This is a genomic window from Domibacillus indicus (genome assembly GCF_000970685.1).
Classification (GTDB): domain Bacteria; phylum Bacillota; class Bacilli; order Bacillales; family Domibacillaceae; genus Domibacillus; species Domibacillus indicus.
The window spans coordinates 85,314-104,458 of the sequence record NZ_LAJB01000017.1 but is presented as its reverse complement, the minus strand read 5'-3'; the positions used below and the strand labels follow the sequence as shown (position 1 = coordinate 104,458).

The following is a 19,145-nucleotide window of genomic DNA, read 5'->3' as shown; positions in this document are numbered from 1 at the left end:
CGGCCTTCAAGACGGACTAAAAAAAGAGGGAGGGTTTTACGCATGAATAAAAGGAAATTGGTCGTAATTGGGAATGGAATGGCGGGTGTACGTGCAGTCGAGGAAATCCTGGCCATTTATGCGGATAAATTCGAGATTACGATATTCGGAAAAGAGCCGCATCCGAATTACAATCGAATTTTATTGTCTAAAGTTCTTCAAGGCGATACATCCATTGAAAGCATTACCCTGAATGACTGGTCATGGTACGAAGCGAATCAAATTACCCTGTACACCGGGGACCCGGTAATCCAAATCGATACAGAACAGAAATATGTAGTTTCTTCAAAGGATCGTATTGTGCCATATGATGAACTGGTCATTGCCACAGGTTCTCTTCCGTTTATGCTGCCGCTTCCTGGAGCGAAAAAAGAAGGCGTGACCGCATTTCGGGACATTTATGATTGTGGGAAAATGGTCGAAGCCTCTAAAAAATATAAAAAAGCAATTGTCATTGGAGGGGGGCTGCTTGGCCTTGAAGCAGCACGCAGTCTTTTAAACCTGGGAATGCAGGTTGATGTCGTTCATATTGGTGATTACATTATGGACCGCCAGCTTGATCCCATGGCTGCCGGCATGCTTCAAAAAGAACTGGAAGCACAGGGAATGAATTTCCTGCTGAAAAAGCATTCGGCGGAAATTACCGGCCACAGACGGGTAAAAGGCCTTCGTTTTTCAGATGGCAGCTGGCGTGAAGCAGACTTAATTGTTATGGCTGTCGGTGTCCGGCCAAATATAGAAATAGCAGCCAATACGGATATTGAAGTGAATCGGGCCATCGTAGTAGATGACTTCATGCGGACCAGCATTCCGAATGTATATGCAGTCGGTGAATGCGCTGAGCACCGGGGCTTTGTTTACGGGCTTGTCGCGCCGCTTTATGAGCAGGGAAAAGCACTTGCCGCCCATATTTGCGGACAGGAGCATCCAGGCTACCAGGGGTCTGTTTTATCAACCCGGTTAAAAGTGTCGGGTGTGGATGTTTTTTCATCTGGAGAATTTATGGACAGCGATGAAACCCAATCTTTGCAATGGCTTGATGGGATTAAAAACACATATAAAAAGATTGTTGTCCGGAATAAAAAAATAGCTGGCGCCGTCCTGTTTGGCGATATTTCTGAAAGTGCCAGACTGCTGGGCATGATTCAAAAGAAAACGGATTACACAGCTTTAGAAAAAGAAATGAACAGCACTCCTGGAAACAAGGATGAGCGTATTGCCTCAATGGCCGATCATGATATTGTATGTACTTGTAACAGTGTCTCGAAAGGAACCATCACCCGTGCTGTGTGTGAGCAGGAATTAAATAGTGTTGACGACATTAAATCATGTACAAAAGCATCCAGCTCCTGTGGAGGCTGCCGCCCGGTTGTGGCAGACATTCTTGACTTTGTAAAGCGGAATGGAGCGGAAGTCAGTGCAAAAGAGGCTGTTTGCGCCTGCACAGAAGCGGATCATGCCGACATAATTGAAACGGTTCAGCTTTATGCAAACGAATCAGAAGAACAGCTGATGAGGCGTCTTCATTGGAAGACCGAAACGGGCTGTGAAATATGCCGTCCTGCTATTCAGTATTACAGAGGAAGGTACAGCCGCAGCCTGCCAGATATTAAAGAAAAGCCGCAGCCGGACGGCACATATATGGCCGCTCCCCGGATTTGTGGAGGGATTACCGGCGCAAAGCAGCTCCGAAGCATTGCAGATACAGTAGAAAAATACAATGTTCCACTTGTAAAGCTGGCAGAAGGCCCCCGGATAGAACTATATGGAATAAAAGGAAAAGACATCCGTGCTGTGAGAGAGGAACTTTCCGTATCGGCACCTCTCTATGGAGAGGAATTGCGCGCGGTTGGCACCTGTGCAGGCATTCAGTATGTAAAAGATGCTTTTCAGGATTCACTTGGTCTTGGAAAGAGACTAGAAGAAAAACTAAAATCATATATTTTTCCGGCACGGCTGGTGATTGCTGTTTCATCCGGCCTTCGTGATGAAGCAAAGGCACTTCAGGCAAATGTTGGATTGCTCGGTGCTCCGGGAGGCTGGGAGTTATATGCGGAAGGCGAGCGGCTGTATTCCGGTATGCAGGAAGAAGAAACAATCCGCATGACGGAAGTGCTGCTTTCCTACTACCATGAAACCGCTTTTTACGGCGAATCAACCGAAAAATGGCGTGATCGTCTTGGTATCACATTTATTCGGGAAGAAATGTTAAAGCGAAAAGGATCAGCAGAAGAAGTGAAAAATAAACAGGCAGCCGCAGCCTTTTAAAGCAGGTGAAAAGATGGATACAGTTATGGAAACGCAATGTCCCTTTTGCAGTGTTCAATGCAAAATGACGATTATTGAAAAAGTAGAATCCGGCACAAAAACGTATGAAGTGGAACCAAAACAAAACGCTGCTTCAGAGGGCCGTCTTTGTATTAAGGGAATGAACGCGTATCAGCATGCATTGAGCGGAGAGAGGATTACGGAACCGTTAATGAAAAAGGATGGGAAATTTGTTCCTGTATCATGGGAAGAAGCCTATGCGCGGATTACTGAGAAATTTCATGAGCTGCAAAATGAATTTGGCTATGACGCCATTGGCGTTTACGGCGGAGGCTCACTGACAAATGAAACATCATATGCGCTTGGAAAGTTTGCCCGTGTAGCATTAAAAACAAGATATATTGATTATAATGGCCGTTTTTGTATGTCGGCTGCCGCTGCAGCAGGCAATAAAGCGTTTGGTGTGGACAGGGGACTGACCAATCCTCTTTCAGAAGTGAGGCAGTCGGAGTGCCTGATTCTGGCGGGGACCAATATTGCCGAGTGCCAGCCAACATTAATGCCTTATTTTAACGATGCAAAAGAAAATGGTGCTTTCATCATTGTTATTGATCCCCGTTATACAGCGACTGCCCAAATAGCCGACCTTCATTTAAAAGTAAAACCGGGAATGGATGCGGCTCTTGCCAATGGCCTGTTGAAGGTTATTCTGGATGGCGGTTATGCCGATGAACTATTTATAGAAAAGCGTACGACCGGTTTTGATCATGTAAAATCCCATATAGATTCTATCAGCCTGGACGAAATTTCGTCTATTACAGGGGTTCCGAAAGAAGATATTGAGGAAGCAGGCCGCCGGTTTGGAGAAGCCGCCTCCGGAATGATTTTAACAGCCCGCGGTGTGGAGCAGCAAACCGATGGTTCTATGGCCGTCCGGAATTTTATTAATATTTTGCTTGCAACCGGGAAAATTGGCAAGCCGGGAAGCGGCTACGGAGCGGTGACAGGCCAGGCAAACGGCCAGGGAGGCCGCGAGCATGGCCAAAAAGCGGATCAGCTGCCCGGCTACCGCTCGATTGAAAACGATGAAGATCGTGCTTATATAGCAAAAGTGTGGGGTCTCCAGCCGGAGGAACTTCCCGGTAAAGGTGTTTCTGCTTATGAAATGATGGAAAAAGTCCACAGGCAGGAAATTCGGGCTCTCTTTTTAATGGGTTCGAATCCGATTGTTTCTAATCCGAACGCCAATTTTGTGGAAGAAGGAATTCGAAAGCTTGACTTTTTTGTTGCTGCAGATATGCACTTTTCGGAAACAGCCCGGCTGGCAGATATTATTTTGCCGACAGCTGCTTATCTAGAAAATACGGGTACATTAACGAATTTAGAAGGAAGGGTTTTGCTGCGGGAAGCGGCATGCCTGCCGCCCGGCCTGGCGAAGCAGGACTGGGAAGTGCTGTCCGGTCTGGCAGCTGCTCTTGGAAAAGGGTCCCATTTTCCTTATGCAAATGCGGAAGATATTTTTGAAGAACTTCGGGCTGCCAGCCGTGGAGGTATTGCCGATTATTACGGCATTACGTACGGCCGGCTCCGCGAGGAAGAAGGAATTTACTGGCCCTGTCCGGCACTGGACCACCCGGGTGAAAAGCGGTTATTTGAGACCTCGTTTCCGCGGCCTGATGGCAAAGCCGAGCTGATTCCCGTGCCGAATCATTTTCCGAAAGAACGAGCAGAAGCGGCATATCCGCTTCACTTAACAACCGGCCGGGTGCTCGGGCATTACTTAACAGGAGTGCAGACACATAAAAGCCCCACGCTTGAAGCGCGCCAGTTTGAATCCTTTATTGAGATTCATCCGAAAACGGCCCGCAGTCTTCATATACAGGATGACACGCTTGTCAAAGTGCAATCAAAACGAGGTGAAATTATTGTGCGGAGCAGGCTGACTGCTTCGATCCGTGAAGACACCGTTTTTGTGCCAATGCATTGGGACGGAATCCAAAATATTAATAAACTGACGAGCGAGGAGCTGGACCCCGCCTGTAAGATGCCAGGATTTAAAGTATGTGCTGTAGCAGTTGCTCCTCTTATTTCTTAAAAAACACAGCCCGATTTGGGCTGTGTTTTTTAGTTTATCCCTTTATGTTCCACAAAATCCATTTCTGTGTTTATATTAATAAAATATTGTTCATTATTATTAAATGGAATAGTTTTGAAATTTGTATTTTGTAAGAGAGACATTAAGCTTCGCTTGTTTTTATTTAACACAGTGTCCATGACAGGAAGACAACGGCGGTGGTAAAGAGCGAGAAGCGGCTGTAATTTTCCCCCTTGAACCGGTACAATGGCGTTATAATCAGAGTGGCGGTGCAGAAGCAGCTGATCAACAAATGTGCCTGTAACAAACGGAATATCCGCAGAAAGCACAAAAAACCATTCCGGCTCTTCATATTGTTTCATAACATGATGAATGGCAAAAAGGGGGCCATTGTATAGATCATTTTCAATCACAAGTTCAATGCCTTCTGTTGTAAATTGGCCTGCCAGAAGGTGATTTGTTGAAACAATAACAGGCTGAAGGCCATTGGCGGCAAGCGCCTCAACACTGTATTGATAAAAAGGTTTCCCATTGTGTCTTTCAAACATCTTGGGGCGTCCGTATCTTGAAGACTGTCCCCCCGCAAGTACAATACCGGCTGTATTCATTTTATCACTCCCACTTTCATTATAACGCGGAGGTATTCGATATGAAAAATGTGTTTCAAATTGTGGGCTATCAAAATAGCGGCAAAACAACGTTAATGGAAAAATTAATACGGGCTGCTTCAGACCTTGGAGTGAAGGCTGCCGCAATCAAGCACCATGGCCATGGCGGTGTGCCGGATTATTCAAAAGATAGTGACCGGCATCATCAGGCAGGAGCTTTGATTGCTGGTGTAGAAGGAGATGGAGTCCTGCAGCTAAACATCCCCAGGGAAAGCTGGAAGCTCAAGGATATTCTTGCGCTATACAGTCTTTTTCCAGTTGACTGTATTTTTGTAGAAGGATATAAAAAGGAATCTTACCCGAAGGCAGTGCTGATACGGACTGAAGAGGACCTGCCTCTCCTGGAGCTTGAAAACATTCAATGTGTGATCAGCTGGGTTCCTCTGCTGATTACTCCTCACCGGACGTTTTATATTGAAGAAGAGAAGCAGTATATCCCGTTTATTTTAAAAAAGATCACGCAATGAACATTGCACAGTTAAGAGCCAGGCAAAATGATTTCCTGTTTTGCGGACCTATCTTCATTCATTTAGAAGAAAAAACTCCTGATGCAGCAAACAGCTTTAACTGAAAAGCAGTCAGAAACATTAACCCCGTGAATTAAATCCTTATATTTCCATACATACAGCGTATATTATTCAAGTAAAGTAATCAAATTTCGCTGGATGTTTCACGTGAAACAAAGAATAAACTATGCTTTTTATGGACATCCTTCTAAAAAAGGGGGATGGACAAAATGTGGAAATGGTTCTTTCTCGTTCTATTGCTTGCCGGCTGTATGGCGGATGAAGCACCTGAAGATATGTCGGCACCAATCAACGAGCCTCAGGATGCAGCTCAAAATCCTACAGAGCCGCTTCGTATTATGAAAAAAGAAGAAACGGGACAGTATTTAGCTGATTCAGCAGGCATGACTCTTTATTACTATCTGAATGATGAAAAAGGGATATCTTCCTGCACCAATCATTGCCTGGAGGAGTGGCCGCCTTTTTATCTTGGCTCAAGTAAAGTGCCTGAAGGATTCAGCAAATCGGATTTTGGCGTGATCACAAGGCCGGATACAGGTGAAAAGCAATCTACTTATAAAGGGTATCCGCTTTATTATTTTTCCCGTGATCAAATGGCCGGACAAACGAATGGATACAGTGCGGACGACAAATGGTATACAGTAAATAACTCGATAGAGCGCACCGCGAGGGCTCAATAAAAAAGGCTGTTAAAATTAGTTGAACAGCCTTTTTTTCATTTCTTCAGAAGAAAGCGGCTTTGCGTATAAATAGCCCTGTGCTTCTTCACATTTTAATGCCATTAAAAGCCGTGCCTGTTCTTTTGATTCTACTCCCTCGGCAATTACATTTAAGTTGAGGTTCTGGGCAAGATCGATAATCGTTTTCACAATTGCCTGCCGGTTTTCAGTTAAATCGCTCACAAAAGACTGATCAATTTTCAGCCTGGTAATTGGAAAACTGCTTAAATAGCTGAGTGAGCTATATCCGGTTCCAAAATCATCAATACTGATATGGATACCAAGGCTGTGCAGCCGATTTAATATTTTCTGCGCGTAAGAGACGTCAGCTGTCATGCTTTCCGTAATCTCAATATCGAGCCACTCGGGTGCCAGGCCGGTCCGCTCAAGAATTCGCTCCACTTCCTCAACGAAGTTATGCTGCATAAACTGCCGGAGCGATACATTCACACTTATGCGAATCGGATTCAGGCCCGCATCCTGCCATGCTTTGTTTTGTTTACAGGCGTGTTCCAGAACCCATGTGCCAATTGGGATGATAAGCCCCGTTTCTTCTGCAAGCGGGATAAAATCTGCCGGAGAAATAAACCCGGTTTCCGGATGATTCCAACGCAGCAATGCTTCAGCTCCGATAATTTTATTGGAAGCAATATCAACCTGAGGCTGATATACCAAATGAAACTGCTGTTCCTCGATCGCACGATGCAGTTCTCTTTCTAGCATCATTCTTTCGCTTATATTACGATGCAAGTCACTTGTGAAAAACTGATAATTGTTTTTGCCGCTTTCTTTTGCGAAATACATAGCGGCATCCGCATTGCGTATAAGCGTCTCTGCATTCGCTCCATCGTCTGGATACATGCTAATGCCAATGCTGGTACTAATAAAAATATCAAGCTTTTCTATGAGAAAAAAATGATTCATTTCTTCACAAATACGCCTGGCAATTAATTCCGCTTCTTTACGTTTAATTGATGGAAGCAAAATAGCATATTCGTCCCCGCCCAGCCGGGCAGCGGTGTCTGTTTGCCGGATGCAATGCTGCAGGCGGTCCGCCACCTTCTTCAGCAAAAGATCGCCGTTATTATGGCCCAATGTGTCATTAATATTTTTAAAGCGGTCCAGGTCGAGAAACATAACAGCAAAAGATTCACCGTTTTTTTCAGAAGCGGTTAATGCTTTGCCGAGTTTTTTTTGAAACAGCCGGCGGTTGGGAAGACTGGTTAAATCATCATAATGAGCCATTTTCTTTACCTGTCTTTCACTTTCTTTTCGCTCGGTAATGTCAATAGCGGTGCCGACTACTTCCGTTACTCTTCCATCTTCAAAGAGAGGAGACAGATAAATAAGAAGGGTAAATTGTGGCATATTTAATTCAAAATGCACCTCTTCGCCCGCCAAACCGCGGCGAAAATAGCCTGATAAATAATCAAATATGCGCTTTGAAGGCATAGTTTCCAGGAGGCGCTCACGCTTCCAGTCATCAGGAACGCCTATCTTTTCAACTAGTTTGCCTTCGAGCATTGTAAGAGTAAGGCGGCCTTCCTCATTTTCTTTATATTTAAAAACAGCATTCTGCAAATTTTTTACAGTTGTCCAAAAATCGTTTTTCAGCGCTTTTTTCAGCGCTTCTTCCATTTGGAATTTATCTGTAATATCAGCGTCGATCGAAATATATTTTAACAGGCGGCTGTTTTCGTCCTGCACAGGCACAACCGTAGCATTAATACTGTAAATTGTCCCGTCTTTCGCACGGTTGTGTACTTCGCTCTGCCATACCTTTCCCTGCGTTAATGATTCCCACATATCCTGAAAGTGGCCATCAGGGAGCAATCCGGAATCAAACATTGAATGCTTCTGCCCGATAATTTCATGGCGCTCATATTTTGAAAGCTTACAAAACTTGTCATTCACACACAAAATGATACCGTTACAGTCTGTAACAGAGATGGAAAAGCGCTGGTCAATGGCACGGGCAATTGACGGAAAATCATGCAGGTAGTTCAGCATTACATTCAACCTTTCACATGGGAGTTATATAGGTATATTTTACTTCTTTATCTGATTTTTGCAATGAGGGAAAAATAATGAAACGCGATTTCAAGTATCATAGGCAGGCGCTGCTTTCGAAGGAACTGATCTTATAAAAGTTTTATAAAAAAGGATCGGCTTTGTGGGTATTCTCAACAAATTTACTTTTTTGAATAAAGTAAATTTTTTTTTTAGGGCTAAAAGGGGTATACAGTACATAATATATAAAATCGGAGGGATCAATATGAGATGGAAATATTGGAAGGTGGTTTTACGGTATGGTCACGTAGGCAAGCGGAATGAGGTAAGTGTGGCACGTTATTTGGTAACAGAAGAAAGCTGCACACCGGTTTTTATTATGGAACAGGCAGCGGATATGCCCGGGGTAAAGCACAATGGGGTCACCTCGGTAAAGGAAATTGCCCGGGAAGAATTTATTGAAGGCAAGCGTCTTGAACAGGAAAATTTCTTTCTGCAAAAAATGAAAGCGCTTCACAATGAGCGTCCGGCATAAATAAAAGTCTCTTCTGCCTTTCATTGGCATTAGAGACTTCTTTCTTTTATGCTTAAGTTGAGGTGATAAGAGTGGGACAGGTAACAGTAGTAGGCAGCTATGTTACGGATTTAATGAGCCGGACACCGCATTTGCCGGTGCCGGGTGAAACGGTTTTGGGCGGTCCTTTTCAAATGGGACCGGGCGGGAAAGGGGGCAACCAGGCAACGGCAGCGGCAAGAAGCGGCTCTAGCGTTATGTTTGTTACCAAAATCGGCCTTGATGTTTTTGGTGATGAAGCGATGCGGCATTTTGAACGGGAAGGGATTGATGTGCAATTTATTAAAAGAAGTGGGGAGTTTGCAACAGGTACAGCTCTTATTGCCGTTGATGATCAAGGAGAAAATGATATCGTGATCGCCCCGGGTGCCTGCGGTACAATGACCGGCTTAGAGGTAGAAGCGGCTGAGGAGGCTGTGAAAAAAGCGGATATTTTGCTGCTGCAGCTTGAAATCAGTTTAGAAGCGGTTGAGGCGGCCATTAAACAGGCTGTGCGCCATCAAACGCCAATTTTATTAAATCCCGCTCCTTATCTGGCAGTTCCTGATGAATGGCTTGAGCACATTGCTTATTTAACACCGAATGAAACAGAAGCTAAAGGAATGACCGGCATTGAGATAGTAGACCGGACCTCTGCTCAAAAAGCAGCAGATTCTTTACATAGGAAAGGTGTCGATACTGTCGTCATTACGCTCGGGAAAAAAGGTGTGTTTTTATCAAAAGGTTTGGGAATCGGAAAACAAATAGAAGCCTTTCCAGTCAATGCAGTCGATACAACCGGAGCCGGTGATGCTTTTAATGGCGGTTTTGCCCATGCAATCAGCAGTGGAATGGAAATCGAAGACGCTGTTCAGTTTGGCCAGGCTGTGTCGGCACTTTCAGTCATGAAAGAAGGCACGGCTGTTTCAATGCCTTCCATTAAAGAAATAAAAGCGTTTTTAACCAGCAGGCTTTAGGGAATAAAACAAAAAAAGGAGGTTTATATATGGGTTTTTTAAATAAGCTTTTTGGAAACAAGGAAGAAAGCGGTTTATCGGAAAATGTAAAGGAAGTAGTGCTCGCTTCTCCACTAACTGGTGATGTTGTAGGGCTGGAGGAAGTGCCAGATCCGGTTTTTTCTCAAAAAATGATGGGTGATGGAGTGGCCGTCAACCCTGCGGAAGGAAAAGTAGTCGCGCCGGCCGATGCAAAAATATTAAACATTTTCCCCACAAAGCATGCAATCGGCCTGGAAACGGCAGGGGGCCTTGAAATTTTAATTCATGTTGGGCTCGATACGGTCAACATGAAGGGAGAAGGATTCGATATTAAAGTCTCAGAAGGGGACCAGGTAAAGAAGGGAGATGTGCTTCTTACATACAGCCTTGAACTCGTTCGTGAAAAAGCGGCCAGTGTACTCACGCCTATGATTATTTCAAACGGCGATATGGTTCAAAGTATGGAAAAGAATGAAAATATATCGGCAGCTGCCGGTGAAACAACTGTGTTAACAGTAAAGTTAAAATAAAAGAGGAAGCCTCGTCAGCGGGGCTTCCTCTTTTACATGAAATTTGATTTTAAAAGGCTTCCGGCCAAAAAATTCCGTTCTTATTGTTTTTGGCTCAAGGCATGCCCGGCAAGTGCGTACAAAATAATGGTTGATGATAAATGAGCAGAAAACTGGGCCGGGTCCTGCTGGGGATATACTTCTACAAAATCCATCCCGATAATGCCCTGCCTGGCAATTTCATGTACAAGCGTTAATAGTTCATAAGAAGTAAGCCCGTTTCCGTCAACCGGTCCTCCCGGATTGAAGGCATAATCTAGAACATCACTGCAGATGCTTAAATACACACAATCCACTTCTTTTGAAGCCATCTCATAAAGCTGGCGGCCAAGTATTTTTAAATCTTTGTGCTCGCGAATTTCATTAACGGTTATTGTTACAGCGCCGGCATCACGCGCATTGCGGCCGCTTTCCGGCTTATTGCGGGGGCCGTGGATCCCTGCGTGAATAATACTTTCATTTCGCACGCCCTTCTGTTCATAGAGGCGCATAAATGGACTGCAGCGCGCATAAGGGTCTCCTTCATGGGAGGGGAGGTTGTCGAAGTGTGCATCTAGATGAATAATTCCTACTTTCTTTCCCTGGTTCGTCAAAGACCTGATAATGGGAAAAGTGATGCCGTGATCACCGCCAAGTCCGATTAAAAATTTGCCGCTTTTCCAGAGAGTGTCGGTGAAATTAGTAATACGGTTCATCGTCTCTTCGACATCTGCCGGTACAATATCAACATCGCCTATATCACCAAGCTTTATGTGTTCAAACACATCAATATGATCAAGCTCGGGTAAATAGCCGCTGTAGCGTCCGGAACTCAAGCGCATCACTTTTGGACCAAGTTCACACCCCGTGTAATCGCCCCATGTCACAGCGCCTTCCCACGGCACACCATAAACAACAGCGTCAACTTCATCCAAACGATCAGCCGTTACTAAATTTTTTGCTCCGAGAAAGCAGGGAGTGTTTCCATAAATAGTTTCAGTCATCTAAACAGTCCTTTCAAACAGAGAGAGTGGTTTTCCTTTTCCCTAACAAAAAGGAAAAAAACCGGCAATTTCTAGATTCCTTTATTCTTTTCCCATCTGTTTGCGAAGATTGATCGTTTTCTGGCCAGTATTTTTTAATATGGGGCGGTTTTCACACAGTCAGGGGCGGAAAAAACTTTTTTCGCCCCGGGCAAGGAGAATATCGCCCCTGATTTTCTTTTTCCGGCCGTTTTGGCAAAGACACCGGCAGGACCGGAAAGACTTTTTGCAGAAGAAGGTATTTTGCAGCCGGTGTAGAAATTTATAAAGAATTTTTACCGGGGTTCTGTTTAATTGGGCGAAATTCAAAATAGTTTATGGAACGATAAGATCATGTTAACTTAAGAAGGAAAAATGAAACCGGCTTGGAAGGGTAGGGAATAAATGGAGATTGGAATCAGCACCTTTGTTGAAACAACACCGGATGTAGAAACAGGAAAAGTCATCAGCCATGCGCAAAGGCTGCGTGAAGTAGTAGAAGAAATTATCCTGGCAGATCAGGTAGGGCTTGATGTGTTTGGTGTTGGGGAGCATCATCGCAGTGACTATGCAGCTTCTTCCCCGGCACTTGTGCTGGCAGCAGCTGCACCACAGACAAAACACATCCGGCTGACAAGTGCAGTAACGGTACTCTCGTCTGCTGATCCAGTACGGGTGTTTCAAGATTTTGCTACGCTTGATGGCATTTCAAATGGACGGGCGGAAATTATGGCAGGCCGCGGTTCATTCATTGAATCGTTTCCGCTTTTTGGCTACGATTTGAAGGATTACAATGAACTCTTTGATGAGAAATTGGAGCTGCTTTTGAAAATCCGGGAATCGGAAAAGGTAACATGGAAGGGCGGACACCGGCCGGCGATTGATAATCTGGGTATTTATCCGCGGCCGGTTCAAAACCAGCTGCCAGTCTGGATCGGCAGCGGAGGAAATTCGGAATCCGTTGTTCGGGCAGGACTGCTTGGACTGCCGCTTGTACTGGCGATTATCGGCGGCAGTCCGGTTCAATTTGCGCCGCTTGTTAAACTTTATAAAAAAGCGGCGGCTCATGCCGGTCATGATCCGGCAAAATTGCCCGTTGCATCTCATTCACACGGATTTATTGCAGAAAGCACAGAATTAGCGGCAGAGCAATTTTATCCGTCTACGCAGGCTGTTATGAATAATCTTGGACGGGAACGCGGATGGGGGCCGTACACCCGGTCTAGCTTTGACGCTGCCCGCAGCTTTGAAGGTGCATTGTATGTAGGTGACCCAAAAGCGGTGGCGGATAAAATTATTCACCTTCGAAAAAATGTGGGCATTACCCGTTTTCTGCTTCATGTGCCGGTTGGCACTATGCCGCATGATTTGGTCATGAAAGCCATTGAACTGCTTGGGAAAGAAGTAGCACCGATTGTACGGGAAGAAGCAGCAAAGTGGGAGTCAGAAGGGCATCAATAATCTTTTGATATATGTGAAAGGAGCCTGTTCATGATCATTCTTGAAAATGAAGAGTTAAAAGCCGTTTTTTCAAAGTCCGGCGCGGAATTGCGGGAGGTTTTTGGCAAAAAAACAGGGCTGAATTATATGTGGAATGGTGACAGCACCTACTGGGGACGCGTTTCGCCCGTGCTATTTCCGATAGTCGGAAGGCTGAAGCGGGATCAATATAAGCTTGATGGAAAGTCCTATCATTTATCACAGCACGGTTTTCTGCGTGACGTGGAATTTTCGATACATCAGCAGGATGCAGATCACGTTTCATTTGTTTTTGAATCATCTGATGCGTTTTTAGACGTATATCCATACCGGTTTCAAGCGGTCATTCATTATACACTGAGCGGACAATCGCTAAATGTGCGATGGGAAATCCACAACAAACACAATAAAAAAATGTACTTTTCCATTGGTGCGCATCCTGCTTTTAATGTACCGCTTTCGAGCGGGGAAAAGGCCGGGGACTATACGCTCACCTTCACACCGGCCCCTGGCAGGAAGGTAACGCAGTATGAACTGGTTGATTCATTGGTTAGAGAAAAGGATTCCTTAAATGAAATTGAGCCAATTTCGATCCAGGCGTCATTGTTCCAGAATGATGCGTTTATTTACAGCCAGATTGATCGGGTTTCGCTCACCTCCAGCCAGACCGGACACGGAGTGGATGTTAATTTAACAGGGTTTCCGTTTGTCGGCATTTGGTCAAGCTACAACCGGGATCGAAGCACGATGGCTCCTTTTGTTTGCATTGAACCCTGGTATGGAATTGCGGACACCGTAAATACTACCGGGAATTTGAATGAAAAAATGGGAATAAACGAACTGGAAAAGGGCGGCTGCTTCGAAGCAGACTATACGATTGCGTTTATTTAAAAAAAACAAAACTGTCTGAAGGGTCTTGAAGAAGCCCTTTAGACAGTTTTTTTAATTCCTAAAAAATTTATACATTTTTCTAAAAATATTGAATTATAAATGATAGCGTTTTCAATTACACTATAAAAAAACAAAACCGGGAGGGAAACGCTAATGAGTGCTCCGTCTAACGTGGATATAGCAAGGCGCATGCAGGAATATGAAGCACCTAAAAAAAAGCGGAACAAAATCAACTGGGTTCCATATTTAATGATTGCTCCGTCCGTTTTTATCGTTGTCGCTTTTTTGTTTTATCCGATTGGAACCGTTTTCTATTACAGTTTATTTAATTATGATTTGTCAGCGCCTTATTACAATGGATTTGTGGGGCTGGAAAATTTCAAAGAAGTCTTCACAGCGGATAAGATGTTTTTGCCAAGCTTGCTGGTTACCTTAAAATGGGTCGTTACCCAGGTCGGCCTTCAGCTGGTTTTTGGAATGGCCGTTGCTCTGCTTTTAAACCAGGCGTTCAAGTTTAGAGGCATATTCCGGGCAGCTGCGTTTATCCCATGGGCGATTTCCGGTGTACTTGCATCGGTTATGTGGTCTCTTATGTACAATGAGCATATGGGCGTAATCAACGATTTATTAATGCGTATTGGATTGATTAGCGAGAGCAAAGCCTGGCTGTCAGACGTCAGCACTGCTTTTGGCTCGGTCGTTATTGCTGAATTATGGCGCGGAATTCCATTTTTTGCGATTACACTTTTAGCTGCTTTGCAGAGCATCCCAAATGAAATGTATGAAGCGGCCAAAGTGGATGGGGCAGGAAGAAGAAAAACGTTTTTCTATATTACACTGCCACAGCTGAAAAATACGATTATTTTAACTGTACTCCTTCGCACAATTTGGGAGTTTAACAATGTAGACTTGATTTTTAACTTAACAGGCGGAGGACCGGCAGAGTCAACAACAACGTTAACGATGTATATTGCGTCTCTGGCCGTACATGGCAGTAATTTTGGATATGGTTCCGCTTTAACGGTTATTTCATTCTGTATCTTATTGATCTTTGCGGTTGTCTTTTTGAAAGTAACGAAATATGAAAAAGAGGAGGCAGAACGATGAATCGAACGATGGACCGCTGGCTGACACTTCGCCTGCCGCTTGCTGTTATGCTGGTCTTTACAATGTTTCCATTTTATTGGACGATAAATACAGCGTTTAAAATGGATGGAGATATTGTGAAGCGTCCGGTCGAGTATATCCCGACCGCTCCGACGATTGATAACTTTGTTATTGCCTGGAGCAATGTGGGATTTGCCACGTATTTTAAAAATAGTTTAATTGTCGGTGTAAGCACAGTTGCCCTTGTTCTTGTTTTATCGATTTTATCGGGCTATGCGCTCAGCCGGTATAAGTTTAAAGGAAAGCGCGCATTCATGGTTATGCTGCTGTGCACGCAATTTATTCCGCGGGCGATGCTCATTATCCCATTGTTTCTTATTTTTAAAAATTTAGGCTTAATCAGCAGCCCGCTTTCGCTCATTATTACGTATGCAGCTGTTGAAATTCCATTTACCACCGTTTTAATGAGCGGCTTTATTTCAAATGTACCGAAGGAGCTGGAGGAAGCGGCAATGATTGATGGATGCAACCGGATTCAGTCGCTTCGGCACGTTGTATTCCCGCTTCTGGTTCCTGGTATCGTCGCAACGGGCGTTTTTACGTTGATTTATACATGGAATGAATTTTTATTGGCGCTTATGCTGACCAACCAGCAAAGCAAGTTTACGCTTCCGGTCGGGCTTAGCTATATGATGGGTGAATTTAATGTAAACTATGGCGCGCTGGCTGCAGGAAGTGTGATCGCGCTTGTGCCGGCAGTATTGCTCTTTATCTACGCACAGAAACATCTGGTCAGCGGTCTTGGCGGCGCAGTCAAAGGCTAATTTAAAACAGGGGGAATTAAAATGGGGAAAAAATTATTTCATGGCATGACAACATCTTTTGTTTTAGCATCTATGCTGATGGCGGGGTGTGGAAATGATGACACGGAAGTACAGGGATCAGGCTCCGGGGAAAAAGCGAACCCGGATGAGCCAGTAACCATCACATTTTGGGATGAAAATGCCGGCCCTCAGCGGACACCTATTTGGGAAGAATTAATTTCCCGTTTTGAAGCGGAGAATGAAAATATTGATGTAGAATACGTCGGACTTCCAAAAGATTCAGCAAAACAAAAGCTGGATGCAGCCATTGCGGCAGATGATATGCCGGATATGGGAAGTGTCCAGACAAGCTGGCTTCCTGAGTTTGCAGCACGGGAGGCACTTCTTCCTCTTGATGAGCAGTATGATGAATGGGAGGACAAAGACAAGATTAATAAAAGTGCAATTGATTTCAATAAAGAAATTGTAATGGACGAGAAATTATACGGTATTCCTTATACGCAAAACATTGATATTCTCTGGTACCGTCCAGATTGGTTCCAGGAGAAAAATGTGAAAGCTCCAGAGACGTGGGATGAATTTTTCGCTGCTGCTGAAAGCATGACAGACAAAGCAAACAACCGGTACGGCTATACGATTCGCGGCGGAGCAGGCGGTTCTTTTCAGCTGCAGCGTATGATGTATGCGTATTCCGGTATCGAGGAATACGTAGATGACAAAGGGAAAAGCACAATTAACGATCCAAAGCACGTAGAGTTTTTAGAAAAGTATTTTGATATGTATCAAAAATTCACGCCGAAAAGCGATATTACAAATGGCTACAAAGAAATGATTGCTGGTTTTGATACAGGAGCAGTCGCGATGGTGCAGCACAATGTCGGTTCATATGGTGAGCATAGTGAAGCTCTTGAGCCAGGCCAGTTTAAAGCGCTTGCACTTCCGAAGTCAGAAGATGGAAAATATGTAGCGGAAGGCGGCAACACAATTGGTATTTCTATCTTTAAGTCAACGGAACACCCTGAAGCGGCATGGGAATTTACCAAATTCTTAAACTCGGCTGAAAGCCAGAGCTACTGGAACGAGCAGGTGGGACAAATTCCAACAAATGCAGACGTACTTGAAGAAGAATGGGTGAAAAATGCTGAGCATATTAAAGTAGCGTTTGAAGTATATGAAGACCCAAATCTTGTTCTTTACAAACCGCCATTCTATCTGCCTGACTACCGTTCTATCCTGGACAACACTGTTGACTCCGGCGTCCAAAATGTTATGAGCGGAAAAATAACTGTCAAGGAATTCCTGGATGAATGGGCCGGTGCAATCGAAGAATCTCAAAAGCAGTATGACGAACACTTCAAGAAATAAAAGAAGAGATGCTGGAATAGGCATCTCATAGATTGTAGACAAATGATTATCGACGCTGTGCACACGAAGAGGCAGGATCGGCGGCGTCCGGGCAGCTCCGCTTTCCGTGGGGCAGGCGCCGATCCCTACTGCGCCTGGCGTCTTCATCGGTCTCGGCTGCCCGCTTAGTCCCACAGGAGTCTGTGCTGCCCTCCCGCCGCCAAAGTGGCCTGTGACAAGCGTTATATGGGGATCATTTCGCTTCCTTTGTCTCCTTAATACAAAAGAGACAGCGGCTCGGTCCCTGCTTATTGGCTTTCAAAACCTTTCTTTTTCCAATGAGAAAGGGAAAGACAAACATGCTTTTTTAGAAACACAACGGGTGGAGGGCAGGCCGCAGCCCCTGTCACTGCTTTTAAAAGAAAATAGCACGTTAGACTGCTAAAAAGAAGATCATCTCAGCTCAAAACTGGAATATATTCTTGGCGGCTCTACTTTTTAACACTGTAAGATGCCGAAATAGGCATCTTTTCATTCATTTTGGTGATCAAGCAAAAATATGATTCAGGCAGTGAAGATACCCTGCTGGCCTTACTTACTTATATTGGAGGAGTGAAGATATGTTTGTAAAAAACAGTGAGACGGAAAAAACAAGCGCAGGTGTAGGCGCGGTGCGGAAGCTGCTCGGCCGCGGCGGCACGCTGACAATGGCGGAAGTTACCTTTGAGAAGGACGCAATTGGAGAAATGCATTCGCATGAGCATGAACAGGTTTGTTATATTGTGCAAGGCCGCTTTGAATTTAACCTGGACGGCGATATCCGCCTGCTTCAAAAAGGAGACAGTGTTTATGTGCCATCTAATACACAGCACGGTGTAAAGGCACTTGATGACCAGTCCATTATTTTAGACGTATTTACGCCGCAGCGTGAAGATTTTTATTAAGGAGCTGACAATATATGAAAACCATTTCAATGATTGAAACAGCGGAACAGGCATGCCAGGCAGTGATGAGTACCTATACACCGGAAGAGCTGCCCCCGGCTGGCATCTGGCATTACCACCAGGGTGTTTTTCTGGAAGGAATGCTGCGTGTTTACGAACAAACCGGTAAAGAAGAGTATTTTCAATATGTAAAAAGCTATGTTGATCTGCTTGTAGACGAGGAAGGAAACTTTTTGTTCGCAAGAGAAGAGCTTGATGCCATTCAGGTAGGCATTCTTCTATTTCCGCTATACAGAAAAACAGGCGACGAACGGTATATGATCGCAGCGAAGAAACTGCGGAGCTTATACAGGTCCTTTAATAAAACAACCGAAGGCGGCTTCTGGCATAAAGATAAGTATCCATACCAGATGTGGCTCGACGGCCTTTATATGGCCGGGCCGTTTGCGCTTATGTACAATGATCATTTTCATGAACCCGAGCTTATTGAGCAGGTTATGTATCAGGAAAAACTGATGCGAATGCATACAAAAGATGAAGAAACCGGCTTATTTTATCATGCATGGGATGAGAAAAAGCAGCAACCGTGGGCAAATCCAGAAACCGGCTGTTCTCCGGAGTTCTGGTCACGCTCGATCGGCTGGTATGGCACCGCACTTATTGACATCCTGGATATGCTTCCAGATTATCACCCGTCGCGTGCAGAACTGATTGAGGAAATAGAGGCACTTATTCCATCGCTCCTTCACTTCCAGGACGAGAAAACTGGCCTATGGCACCAGGTAACCCATAAAGGAGAAGCTGAAGATAACTGGCTGGAATCGTCTGGTACGAGTTTGTTTATTTATATTATTTCAAAAGCCGTTCAAAATGGTTATGCAGATGCTTCGTATCTGGTACAGGCGGAAAAAGCGTTTGATGGATTAGTGGAGCACATGGTCGAAACAGAGAATGGGCAGTGGAAGCTGAATGGCATTTGTGTTGGAACTTCGGCAGGTGTATATGACTACTATGTTTCCCGTCCCGCTTCCGCCAATGACCTGCATGGAGTTGGTGCTTTTATTCTGGCGGCAATGGCGCTGGAGCAGGCAAAAAAATAAAATATCCAA

At 44.7% G+C, this 19,145-nt stretch carries 17 protein-coding genes; 14 read left to right on the top strand and 3 right to left on the bottom strand.

All coding sequences use genetic code 11. The features are described from left to right. Positions 1-42 precede the first annotated feature (42 nt). Together nirB and nasC are read left to right on the top strand one after the other, a co-directional pair. Complete coding sequence (gene nirB, locus VP98_RS15650; protein WP_046176335.1) at positions 43-2,307, top strand: nitrite reductase large subunit NirB; 2,265 nt, start codon at positions 43-45, stop codon at positions 2,305-2,307. 13 nt (positions 2,308-2,320) lie between these two features. Beyond that, complete coding sequence (gene nasC, locus VP98_RS15645; protein ID WP_046176334.1) at positions 2,321-4,402, top strand: assimilatory nitrate reductase catalytic subunit NasC; 2,082 nt, start codon at positions 2,321-2,323, stop codon at positions 4,400-4,402. A gap of 29 nt (positions 4,403-4,431) precedes the next feature. On the opposite strand, the gene VP98_RS15640 is transcribed toward nasC, so the two are convergent. After that, on the bottom strand, positions 4,432-5,010 hold the full coding sequence (locus VP98_RS15640) for a molybdenum cofactor guanylyltransferase (protein ID WP_046176333.1): 579 nt from the start codon (positions 5,008-5,010) through the stop codon (positions 4,432-4,434). Between the two features lie 41 nt (positions 5,011-5,051). Here VP98_RS15640 and mobB point away from each other — a divergent pair, with 41 nt between their 5' ends. Then, complete coding sequence (gene mobB, locus VP98_RS15635) at positions 5,052-5,537, top strand: molybdopterin-guanine dinucleotide biosynthesis protein B (protein WP_046176332.1); 486 nt, start codon at positions 5,052-5,054, stop codon at positions 5,535-5,537. Positions 5,538-5,806: 269 nt separating this feature from the next. Beyond that, entirely contained in the window at positions 5,807-6,277 is a 471-nt protein-coding gene (locus tag VP98_RS15630; protein WP_052712273.1) for a COG4315 family predicted lipoprotein, read from the top strand. A gap of 15 nt (positions 6,278-6,292) precedes the next feature. Here VP98_RS15630 and VP98_RS15625 read toward each other — a convergent pair whose 3' ends face one another. Beyond that, positions 6,293-8,326 carry a sensor domain-containing protein gene (locus VP98_RS15625; RefSeq protein ID WP_052712272.1) on the bottom strand — a complete coding sequence of 678 codons (2,034 nt, stop codon included), beginning with the start codon at positions 8,324-8,326 and terminating at the stop codon, positions 6,293-6,295. A gap of 265 nt (positions 8,327-8,591) precedes the next feature. Between VP98_RS15625 and VP98_RS15620 the strand changes: the two genes are divergently transcribed. The 3 genes from VP98_RS15620 (at position 8,592) to VP98_RS15610 (ending at position 10,407) form a co-directional block, all read left to right on the top strand. Further along, positions 8,592-8,861 (top strand): hypothetical protein, encoded by a 270-nt coding sequence (locus tag VP98_RS15620; RefSeq protein ID WP_046176330.1) that lies wholly within the window; start codon positions 8,592-8,594, stop codon positions 8,859-8,861. A gap of 71 nt (positions 8,862-8,932) precedes the next feature. Continuing rightward, the gene (gene rbsK / locus VP98_RS15615; protein WP_046176329.1) at positions 8,933-9,856 is read left to right on the top strand and encodes a ribokinase; all 924 of its coding nucleotides are present in this window, start codon (positions 8,933-8,935) and stop codon (positions 9,854-9,856) included. Positions 9,857-9,885: 29 nt separating this feature from the next. Then, a complete protein-coding gene (locus VP98_RS15610; protein WP_046176328.1) occupies positions 9,886-10,407 on the top strand; it encodes a PTS sugar transporter subunit IIA in 522 nt (173 codons plus the stop codon). 80 nt (positions 10,408-10,487) lie between these two features. Here VP98_RS15610 and VP98_RS15605 read toward each other — a convergent pair whose 3' ends face one another. Then, positions 10,488-11,429 (bottom strand): agmatinase family protein, encoded by a 942-nt coding sequence (locus VP98_RS15605; protein ID WP_046176327.1) that lies wholly within the window; start codon positions 11,427-11,429, stop codon positions 10,488-10,490. A 423-nt stretch (positions 11,430-11,852) separates the two neighbouring features. Between VP98_RS15605 and VP98_RS15600 the strand changes: the two genes are divergently transcribed. The 7 genes from VP98_RS15600 to VP98_RS15565 all read left to right on the top strand — a co-directional run bounded on the left by VP98_RS15600 (position 11,853) and on the right by VP98_RS15565 (position 19,136). Beyond that, positions 11,853-12,908, top strand: coding sequence for an LLM class flavin-dependent oxidoreductase (locus tag VP98_RS15600; protein WP_046176326.1), 1,056 nt, complete (start codon positions 11,853-11,855; stop codon positions 12,906-12,908). 30 nt (positions 12,909-12,938) lie between these two features. After that, positions 12,939-13,817 (top strand): aldose 1-epimerase family protein, encoded by an 879-nt coding sequence (locus tag VP98_RS15595; RefSeq protein WP_046176325.1) that lies wholly within the window; start codon positions 12,939-12,941, stop codon positions 13,815-13,817. 153 nt (positions 13,818-13,970) lie between these two features. Further along, positions 13,971-14,924 carry a carbohydrate ABC transporter permease gene (locus tag VP98_RS15590; protein WP_046176324.1) on the top strand — a complete coding sequence of 318 codons (954 nt, stop codon included), beginning with the start codon at positions 13,971-13,973 and terminating at the stop codon, positions 14,922-14,924. After that, positions 14,921-15,748 (top strand): carbohydrate ABC transporter permease, encoded by an 828-nt coding sequence (locus tag VP98_RS15585; RefSeq protein WP_046176323.1) that lies wholly within the window; start codon positions 14,921-14,923, stop codon positions 15,746-15,748. Before VP98_RS15590 ends, VP98_RS15585 begins: the two co-directional genes overlap by 4 nt. A 21-nt stretch (positions 15,749-15,769) precedes the next feature. Next, complete coding sequence (locus tag VP98_RS15580; protein WP_046176322.1) at positions 15,770-17,113, top strand: ABC transporter substrate-binding protein; 1,344 nt, start codon at positions 15,770-15,772, stop codon at positions 17,111-17,113. A gap of 599 nt (positions 17,114-17,712) precedes the next feature. Further along, positions 17,713-18,036: a cupin domain-containing protein gene (locus VP98_RS15570; RefSeq protein WP_046176320.1), complete on the top strand. Its 324-nt coding sequence runs from the start codon at positions 17,713-17,715 to the stop codon at positions 18,034-18,036. A 14-nt stretch (positions 18,037-18,050) separates the two neighbouring features. Continuing rightward, complete coding sequence (locus tag VP98_RS15565) at positions 18,051-19,136, top strand: glycoside hydrolase family 88/105 protein (RefSeq protein WP_046176319.1); 1,086 nt, start codon at positions 18,051-18,053, stop codon at positions 19,134-19,136. The last annotated feature ends 9 nt before the right edge of the window (positions 19,137-19,145 follow it).

Coding starts and splice junctions, on each gene's coding strand:
- nirB (WP_046176335.1), top strand. CDS start 43: ATGAATAAAAGGAAATTGGTCGTAATTGGGAATGGAATGGCGGGTGTA.
- nasC (WP_046176334.1), top strand. CDS start 2,321: ATGGATACAGTTATGGAAACGCAATGTCCCTTTTGCAGTGTTCAATGC.
- VP98_RS15640 (WP_046176333.1), bottom strand. CDS start 5,010: ATGAATACAGCCGGTATTGTACTTGCGGGGGGACAGTCTTCAAGATAC.
- mobB (WP_046176332.1), top strand. CDS start 5,052: ATGAAAAATGTGTTTCAAATTGTGGGCTATCAAAATAGCGGCAAAACA.
- VP98_RS15630 (WP_052712273.1), top strand. CDS start 5,807: ATGTGGAAATGGTTCTTTCTCGTTCTATTGCTTGCCGGCTGTATGGCG.
- VP98_RS15625 (WP_052712272.1), bottom strand. CDS start 8,326: ATGCTGAACTACCTGCATGATTTTCCGTCAATTGCCCGTGCCATTGAC.
- VP98_RS15620 (WP_046176330.1), top strand. CDS start 8,592: ATGAGATGGAAATATTGGAAGGTGGTTTTACGGTATGGTCACGTAGGC.
- VP98_RS15610 (WP_046176328.1), top strand. CDS start 9,886: ATGGGTTTTTTAAATAAGCTTTTTGGAAACAAGGAAGAAAGCGGTTTA.
- VP98_RS15605 (WP_046176327.1), bottom strand. CDS start 11,429: ATGACTGAAACTATTTATGGAAACACTCCCTGCTTTCTCGGAGCAAAA.
- VP98_RS15600 (WP_046176326.1), top strand. CDS start 11,853: ATGGAGATTGGAATCAGCACCTTTGTTGAAACAACACCGGATGTAGAA.
- VP98_RS15595 (WP_046176325.1), top strand. CDS start 12,939: ATGATCATTCTTGAAAATGAAGAGTTAAAAGCCGTTTTTTCAAAGTCC.
- VP98_RS15590 (WP_046176324.1), top strand. CDS start 13,971: ATGAGTGCTCCGTCTAACGTGGATATAGCAAGGCGCATGCAGGAATAT.
- VP98_RS15585 (WP_046176323.1), top strand. CDS start 14,921: ATGAATCGAACGATGGACCGCTGGCTGACACTTCGCCTGCCGCTTGCT.
- VP98_RS15580 (WP_046176322.1), top strand. CDS start 15,770: ATGGGGAAAAAATTATTTCATGGCATGACAACATCTTTTGTTTTAGCA.
- VP98_RS15570 (WP_046176320.1), top strand. CDS start 17,713: ATGTTTGTAAAAAACAGTGAGACGGAAAAAACAAGCGCAGGTGTAGGC.
- VP98_RS15565 (WP_046176319.1), top strand. CDS start 18,051: ATGAAAACCATTTCAATGATTGAAACAGCGGAACAGGCATGCCAGGCA.